Raw genomic sequence first — 7,590 nt, forward strand, 5'->3', positions numbered from 1 at the left:
TAGCGACCGTCACGCGCGCGGCGTTGATCAGCAACAACTACTTGATAAAATGGGCGTTTCTTGGCACCGCCCCGTGCTAAACGAATAACAACCATGTGAATTCTCTCTTTCGCAGGTATACCAAAAAGGGCATAATTATATCACAGTCTTATTTTATTGAAAACATAAACTGTGTTTATTTAATTATTTATTAACAATAGCTTAAATCGTCATTGCTGTAAACAAAATCCATAATTAGCACTTATTATTAGACAATTTATTAAACAATAGGTTCGTATTTCGCTTTTTAACATTCGCTTTTTAACAAAGACTTTATATAAGAGAGATATTTATATTTTCTTGGCGATAAGCTTCTGCCTATATCAGCAATGTCAGCAATGTCAGCAATGTCAGCAATGTCAGCAAGTATTTTGTAATATGAAAGCTACCAGCACTACTATTTGATTATGCTATCCTAGCCTCTACCATTGCATACCCACAATTTGGACTCATATGACAACCCCAAACCCACAACTGCCTCGTAAAAGTTGGCTGCCACGCTCTTACTCCAACAGTTGGCTGACAACCTTAATGGTAGCTTTTATCGTTATCATCAGTGTCGGGGTGTCGATTTTATTTTTTTGGCGTAGTCTATATTTACCAGAGCTCAAAAGCCATGCACGCTATTTAACCAGTGAGCTACGCTTAATGAATAGCGTCAACAAAGATTGGAAGGACAACCCTGAAGTACGTCAGTGGATTTATCAGCACTCTCATGTGGTGGTAGTAGACAATCCAAGTGACTTCCCAGAGGTTTCGGATAAAGCCTTTGTCGGTGTTTTTACCGATGTACTACAACGTGAAATTAGTGCCCAGCTAGGTCGACCGGTGGAGGTTTACTTTAAGTTTAAACCTACTCCGCAGCTTTGGGTACAGGACAGTCGTGACAGTAGTTTTTGGATTCGCGAATCGGTCGTTTATTACTCCCAGTATAGTCCAACCCTATTATTATTATTTTTAATAGGACTTCCGTTTTTGACGCTATTGACTATTATTTTATTAGCGCGGCAATTAAATCGCCCGTTACGTTACTTACAGCGTGCAGCGACCAACTATATACGCCTCGGCCACGCTACTACTTTACCGACCCATAACGGTCCTACCGAAATTCGCCAAGTTAATATGGCCTTTAATCGCATGTTTACGACGCTCAATCAAGCCCAAAAAGAGCGCACGATTATGCTTGCCGGTATCTCACATGATTTGCGTACACCACTGACTCGAATGCGTTTAACCGCTGAGATGCTGCCGGATGATTTTTTTCGTGAAGGCTTAATTTACGATATTGAAGATATGGATGCTATTTTAGAGCAGTTCATCTCTTTTATGAAAGATGGTTCCGATGAGCCGGTACGCCTCACTAACTTAGATACGATATTTAATGAGATTATGGTGCAGTTTGCGCCGATGGAATTTATTTATCAGTCAGAATGTCACAAAGTTGTCCCTATACGACCCATGTCGATTAAGCGCCTGATTGTCAATCTGGTAAACAATGCCAAGCGTTATGGCAAGCCGCCTATTTATCTGTCAGCAACTGTCGTACCTACCTTTATAGAAACTGAGGTAATAAAAGATAGTGATGTAGTGATTGAAAATGTAGTCAATAAAGAAGCAAAAGAGCAATTGATCATATGCGTTCGAGACTGTGGTGGCGGCGTTGCAGAAGACCAATTAGAGCGTATTATGCAGCCGTTTGAGCGTGGCGAATCAGCGCGTACCACTCAAGGCAGCGGTTTAGGCTTAGCGATTGTTGATCGTATCGCGCGCTTGCATCATGGAACCGTTGAAGTTATTAACCATCCGAATGGCGGACTGCAAGTCTGCGTCCATATTCCTTTAATCTCCAAAGTTGCCGGAGAACAATCATTGGATGCCAATACAGATAAAGGCGCTATGGCTGATAAAGTATAAAAAAAATAACGCTAAAAACAAAAGATTCTGACTAAACTATAAGCGATAAAAATTTTGCCTCTATCTTACGTTATAGATACTATTCTCTAGTACCGATAATAGGCGGAATATACTCAGCGCTATTGATAAATTCTAAAGGCTGGGTAATATTATCTTGCGCAGCTTTTAAAGTCTGAGTCGTGGTTGGTTGCTGCAGAAACAAATAATATCCTAGCGTTATAGCGTTCAATACCACTAAACCACCAAATAAATACGGCATCCTTTGCTCTCCTATATTTTCAAGCCAATTTAAAATCAGTTCTAAAAAACTCGTTTTTCAAAATCAGTGATTAAGCAATAAATGGCGGTACAAGGCAAATAGTGAGTTAGCGCTATTTATCACTCTCAATCTATTTAGCGCTCTATCAACATTGCTTTAGAAAGTATTTATAATGTCAAATGTGTTATTCCACAAGCTATAGTGGATTATTTTTAATTTTGAACTGACTATAAATAATTAAACATCAAAATCGCGCTCGCTTTTTTCTTGCGTTAACTCATCAGCAGCAAGCACTTGGGTCAGTGGCTTAATAGGCCAAGTCATGACAAATCGTGCGCCGCCTAAATCACGGCTCTCATCTACTTTCATATTGCCATTAAACCAAAAAGCGATACGTGAGACGATAGATAAGCCTAAGCCGTAGCCACCTGAAGCTCGAGTTCGGCTATCGTCCAAGCGTGAAAATGGAATAAATACCTTTTCACGATCTGCTTCTGAAATACCGTGACCGTCATCTTCTACACTGACAAAAGCATTACCCTTTTTAACGCCAGCGCTAATAATAATTGTGCTCTCCGCATAGCGTAGAGCATTACCTGCCAAATTCTGAATCACCCGATGCAAGTAGCGCCTATCAGCTACTGCTGTCACTTTAGCATTTGGCAGCTTCGTCACTATCTTGATAGGCTTACCTAAAGCATTGGTCTCACGCTCAATCTGCTCAAGCAATTCTCTAAGATTGACCGGCTCTAAGTCTAGTTTTGGTGAGCCTTCTTCAAGTTTTGCATAAGTTAACATCTCATCAATCAGACCGTTTAGCGCCTCAATATCTTCATCAATAAAATCACGCTGACTAAACCGCGAGTCTTCATCATCAGTATCTGCCAGCATATCAACAGCAAAGCGGATACGAGCAACTGGCGTACGCAGTTCATGGGAGACCGCACGCGTTAGCTCTCGTTGCGACTCAATCAAACGCTTAATGTGGGCGGTCATCGCGTTAAAAGTCGCTGATAGACGCGCGATTTCATCTTGTCCAATGACCTGTACTTGACTATCAAGATTGCCTTTACTAACTTCATTCACCCCGACTTGAATCAGTTGTAGTTTGCGCTCAAGCGGGAAAATCAGTGCATAAACCCCCAAACTGATTAAAAACATACTGATCAGAATCATACTGATAATCAGATTCAGTGGGAACCAATTAAATAAGGGCACTGGTCCTATCAAAATCGCCATATCATTAATTTCAGATGGCACAATAACTTTAATAGACGAATTGCTTTTACTACTATTAGTATCTTGCAATAAAATGACTACCTCATCACGGCGTAAGCGCGCCATCTGATCAGGATCTAAATTGAGCGTATTCACCGCTTTAAATGCTAACGGAAACGAAAATTTTTCTTCTAACTGTGCTAAACGTGTACGCTTTTCGGACAAAGTGCTGTGATAAGACAAATCATCCAATAGAAATACAGCGATGGCTCTTACTTGCTGTTCTGTGACTTGCGATATACGAGCGTTTAAAACACTCTTATTATCTGGTAACTGGTAATAAACATCCGCATACATCGGCTGACTGGCATAGCGAACAACGGTATTGCCTTTCTCAAAGCGACGCAGTTCACTGGCATTAAAATCCACCTCATCGACGGATAAAATTCTAAACTCTGAGCCAAACAAGCTGCTTGCATCCGCTAACCAATAATCACGTTGCGCCTCATTTTCTTGGTGAATAAGACCTTCACTCACTATATGAAAAGCCCCTGTTGCCATGCTTTCACGGTAAGATTGAACGCGTTCTTTATTGATAGTATCCATCAATAGCTGGGCAAATAATGCCACGCACAAGCAGACTATCAATAGTCCTGCATAAATACGAACAAAAATACTGTGTTTGAGAGAAGAAACTAATGACATACGTGCCGTGACCAACCTAATGAATAAGAGTTATTGATACCATGATAAATGCAAGTAACTGCTGTTAAATTAAAACAAATAATGGCTATTTTTAATAAGTGCTTATTTAATACTGTATGTGATATATCATAATGGATATATAGTCAGTCCTAAATAAAAAAATACAAATATTATAACGTGCTACTGGTATCAATTTTTCTTGCTTGCTGTGCCTACGCAGACAGAGGCTGCGAATAATTAATCCCAGTAGCACTGTATTCTTTTAAAAGTGGATCCACTATATGATAAATATTTGCGGTTCTATTTATCTGAGCTTTATTTAACTGGCGTATAAAATTATCGCTTAATTAAACCACATAACGCAGCGCTTAAGTTTAAAAAAGTAAGATTTAAACCATAAAAAACCAGCTTAATGCTGGTTTTGTATTAAATAACTATTAATGTTAAAGCTTTGCATCGAAAAGAATGTCTTAGTTGCCTTCTTTAACAAACAAATAACCTTTACTACGTACAGTTTTGATACGTTTTGGATTCTCTGGATCATCACCAATTTTTGGACGAATACGTGAGATACGTACATCAATAGAACGATCTTGACCGTCATATTCGATACCACGTAGGCGCTCAAAGATATCTTCACGCGACAAAATACGACCAGCATTAGAAGCCAATAACCATAATAGATCATATTCAGCGCTAGTAAAATCAACCAATTCTTCGCCTAGCATGACCGAACGGCCACCATTATCGATGATAAGCTCGCCAAACTCTAAACGCTGCGGCACATCTTCTGATGGTGCATTTTCTGAGCGACGTAATAACGCACGAATACGTGCTAATAATACACGCGGCTGAGCAGGCTTAGCGACATAGTCATCAGCGCCCATCTCAAGACCCAATACTTGATCCATATCTTCTGTGCGTGCGGTCAGCATCAAAATAGGATTGTGGTAATGTGGGCGTACTTCACGGCATACCGTCAGTCCATCGCTACCAGGAAGCATGACATCAAGTACGACCAAATCTGGTTGTTCACTGACAATACGACGAATGGCGCGATTACCATCCGTTTCAATCGCCACTTCTAGACCGTTTTTGACCAAATAATCTTGGGTCAACATGGCCAGACGCTCATCATCCTCAACAATCAAAATTCGTGGGGTATTATCATCATCATTCGTTGTCATTGTTATATCCTCTAATACATCTCATTTAAAAGCAGTCAAAGTAAGAGCGGTAAAATTAATAGCACTCTAAGGCAGTGCCATTGATGTTGGTATAGCTGTTACAAACTTGGTAGCACAGTATACTATTAAACCTACAGCTTCCTATACTATAGCTTATTGTTGTTAACAAAACCTATAAACTACGTCCATTAAAATTTTAGTTTGCGTCCAAAAATCAGGACCTTTATGGCGATTAAAAGGCATAAGACGGCTTTTAGTCAATAATGACTTCTTTATTATATATAAACCCTCACCTACCAAGCTCAATAGCCGAATAACACGGACAAATGCGATCAAAATGAGGGTAAGTCACTTGATATCTAAAGCCTAGTTTTCTAATCCCTAATATAACCATATATTGCTATTGTCGCTAGTGACTTTTCCAACAGTTTATTAAAATTATTTTCTTTATTAATGAAAATGCTATCGGTAGCGCGTATTTCTATTCCTATTAAGCATAAAAAGCTAAATGATGATAAAAAATAGACATACGAAAAGGTAGTTATAAGCAATTATAAAAAGACAGGCATAAAAAAACAGCCCTTGTATGGGCTGTTTTTTTATTATCGTAGAAAAGTTAAAATAAATGATTAACTTTATCAACAAAAAATATTAAGCGCGGTTTTTGTACTTACGGATAGTCTGTAACTGTGCTACTGACTCAGCCAATGATGCCAAAGCTGCGTTCGTTTGTACGGTATCAGATTGGTTAACCAGCATTTGCTCTGCTTTTTTACGTGCTTCAACGATTTTGCTTTCGTCAAGATTATGCGCGCGCATGGCGGTATCAGCCAATACGGTAACCATTTTCGGCTGCACTTCTAAAACACCACCTGATACATAAATGACTTCTTCTGCACCATCTGGAGTCTGCACGCGCATTGCGCCAGGCTTAAGCAAAGTAATAAGCGGTGTGTGACCTGGCAATATACCAATTTCGCCTTCGGTACCACTAGCTATTAACATGCTAATTTCGCCTGAATACAACTCTTCACGAGCACTTACGACGCGACATTGTAATGTTGCCATACTTAATTCCTTACTATCAAAGCGCGATCAAAACTGCGATGCATTACTGAGGAGTAGATATAAGGTTTATATCATACCTACTCGTTAGTTAATACGGATACAACTTACGCTGCAGAAGACTTCATTTTTTCAGCTTTAGCAACGACTTCATCGATGCCGCCAGCCATGTAGAAGGCTTGCTCTGGTAAGCTGTCGTATTCACCAGCGATGATTGCTTTAAAGCTAGCAATGGTATCGCGTAGTGGTACATATTTACCAGGCGCGCCAGTAAAGACTTCAGCGACGTGGAATGGCTGTGATAAGAAGCGTTGGATTTTACGAGCACGATAAACGACTAATTTATCTTCTTCTGATAACTCATCCATACCCAAAATTGCGATAATGTCTTTTAGCTCTTTATAGCGCTGTAGAACTTCCTGTACACCACGAGCAACGTTGTAATGCTCTTCGCCAATAACTAATGGATCAAGCTGACGTGAGGTTGAATCTAGTGGATCAACCGCAGGATAGATACCTTGTGAGGCGATATCACGGCTGAGTACAACGGTCGCATCCAAGTGAGCAAACGTCGTTGCTGGTGATGGATCCGTCAAGTCATCCGCAGGTACATATACCGCTTGTACAGAAGTAATTGAACCTGATTGCGTAGAAGTAATACGTTCTTGGAGCTGACCCATCTCTTCAGCTAGTGTTGGCTGATAACCAACCGCTGATGGCATACGACCAAGCAGTGCTGATACTTCAGTACCGGCTAGTGTATAACGATAGATGTTATCAACGAACAGTAATACGTCACGACCTTTGCCAGTGGCAGGATCTTTGGTATCACGGAAGTATTCAGCCATGGTCAAACCAGACAGTGCAACACGTAAACGGTTACCCGGTGGCTCATTCATCTGGCCATATACCATCGCAACTTTAGATTTACTAAAGTCTTCGGTATTAACAACGCCAGCTTCTTGCATTTCGTGATAGAAATCATTCCCTTCACGCGTACGCTCACCAACGCCAGCAAATACTGACAAGCCTTCGTGTTTAAGGGCGATGTTGTTGATCAACTCCATCATGTTGACGGTTTTACCAACACCAGCACCACCAAACAGACCAACTTTACCACCATTAGCAAACGGGCAAAGTAAATCGATTACTTTAATACCAGTCTCTAAAAGTTCAGTACTGTTTGATTGTTCTGCATAGCTT

General features: G+C 40.3%; 7 protein-coding genes. 1 reads left to right on the top strand and 6 read right to left on the bottom strand.

Going from position 1 to position 7,590, the window contains the following annotated elements; translation table 11 throughout:
• The coding region (locus WAZ74_RS06175; RefSeq protein ID WP_422306909.1) for a 30S ribosomal protein S16 at window positions 1-95 on the bottom strand (95 nt) is incomplete at its 3' end.
• A gap of 397 nt (window positions 96-492) precedes the next feature.
• On the opposite strand from WAZ74_RS06175, the gene WAZ74_RS06180 reads away from it, so the two are divergent.
• On the top strand, window positions 493-1,953 hold the full coding sequence (locus WAZ74_RS06180; protein ID WP_422306898.1) for an ATP-binding protein: 1,461 nt from the start codon (window positions 493-495) through the stop codon (window positions 1,951-1,953).
• A gap of 79 nt (window positions 1,954-2,032) precedes the next feature.
• Here WAZ74_RS06180 and WAZ74_RS06185 read toward each other — a convergent pair whose 3' ends face one another.
• The 5 genes from WAZ74_RS06185 to atpD all read right to left on the bottom strand — a co-directional run.
• Window positions 2,033-2,212 carry a hypothetical protein gene (locus WAZ74_RS06185; protein WP_422306900.1) on the bottom strand — a complete coding sequence of 60 codons (180 nt, stop codon included), beginning with the start codon at window positions 2,210-2,212 and terminating at the stop codon, window positions 2,033-2,035.
• A gap of 237 nt (window positions 2,213-2,449) precedes the next feature.
• Window positions 2,450-4,135 (bottom strand): ATP-binding protein, encoded by a 1,686-nt coding sequence (locus WAZ74_RS06190; RefSeq protein WP_422306902.1) that lies wholly within the window; start codon window positions 4,133-4,135, stop codon window positions 2,450-2,452.
• 470 nt (window positions 4,136-4,605) lie between these two features.
• Window positions 4,606-5,322 carry a response regulator gene (locus tag WAZ74_RS06195; protein ID WP_422306904.1) on the bottom strand — a complete coding sequence of 239 codons (717 nt, stop codon included), beginning with the start codon at window positions 5,320-5,322 and terminating at the stop codon, window positions 4,606-4,608.
• A 651-nt stretch (window positions 5,323-5,973) separates the two neighbouring features.
• On the bottom strand, window positions 5,974-6,390 hold the full coding sequence (locus WAZ74_RS06200) for a F0F1 ATP synthase subunit epsilon (RefSeq protein ID WP_079692816.1): 417 nt from the start codon (window positions 6,388-6,390) through the stop codon (window positions 5,974-5,976).
• Between the two features lie 104 nt (window positions 6,391-6,494).
• Window positions 6,495-7,590, bottom strand: a 1,096-nt coding sequence (gene atpD / locus WAZ74_RS06205) for a F0F1 ATP synthase subunit beta (protein ID WP_422306907.1), incomplete at its 5' end; no start/stop codon positions are given.

The sequence above is a fragment of the Psychrobacter sp. genome (assembly GCF_049295055.1).
GTDB lineage: Bacteria > Pseudomonadota > Gammaproteobacteria > Pseudomonadales > Moraxellaceae > Psychrobacter.

What these genes read in the sequence shown, in the direction of transcription:
- WAZ74_RS06180 (WP_422306898.1), top strand. Translation starts at nt 493, where the DNA reads ATGACAACCCCAAACCCACAACTGCCTCGTAAAAGTTGGCTGCCACGC.
- WAZ74_RS06185 (WP_422306900.1), bottom strand. Translation starts at nt 2,212, where the DNA reads ATGCCGTATTTATTTGGTGGTTTAGTGGTATTGAACGCTATAACGCTA.
- WAZ74_RS06190 (WP_422306902.1), bottom strand. Translation starts at nt 4,135, where the DNA reads ATGTCATTAGTTTCTTCTCTCAAACACAGTATTTTTGTTCGTATTTAT.
- WAZ74_RS06195 (WP_422306904.1), bottom strand. Translation starts at nt 5,322, where the DNA reads ATGACAACGAATGATGATGATAATACCCCACGAATTTTGATTGTTGAG.
- WAZ74_RS06200 (WP_079692816.1), bottom strand. Translation starts at nt 6,390, where the DNA reads ATGGCAACATTACAATGTCGCGTCGTAAGTGCTCGTGAAGAGTTGTAT.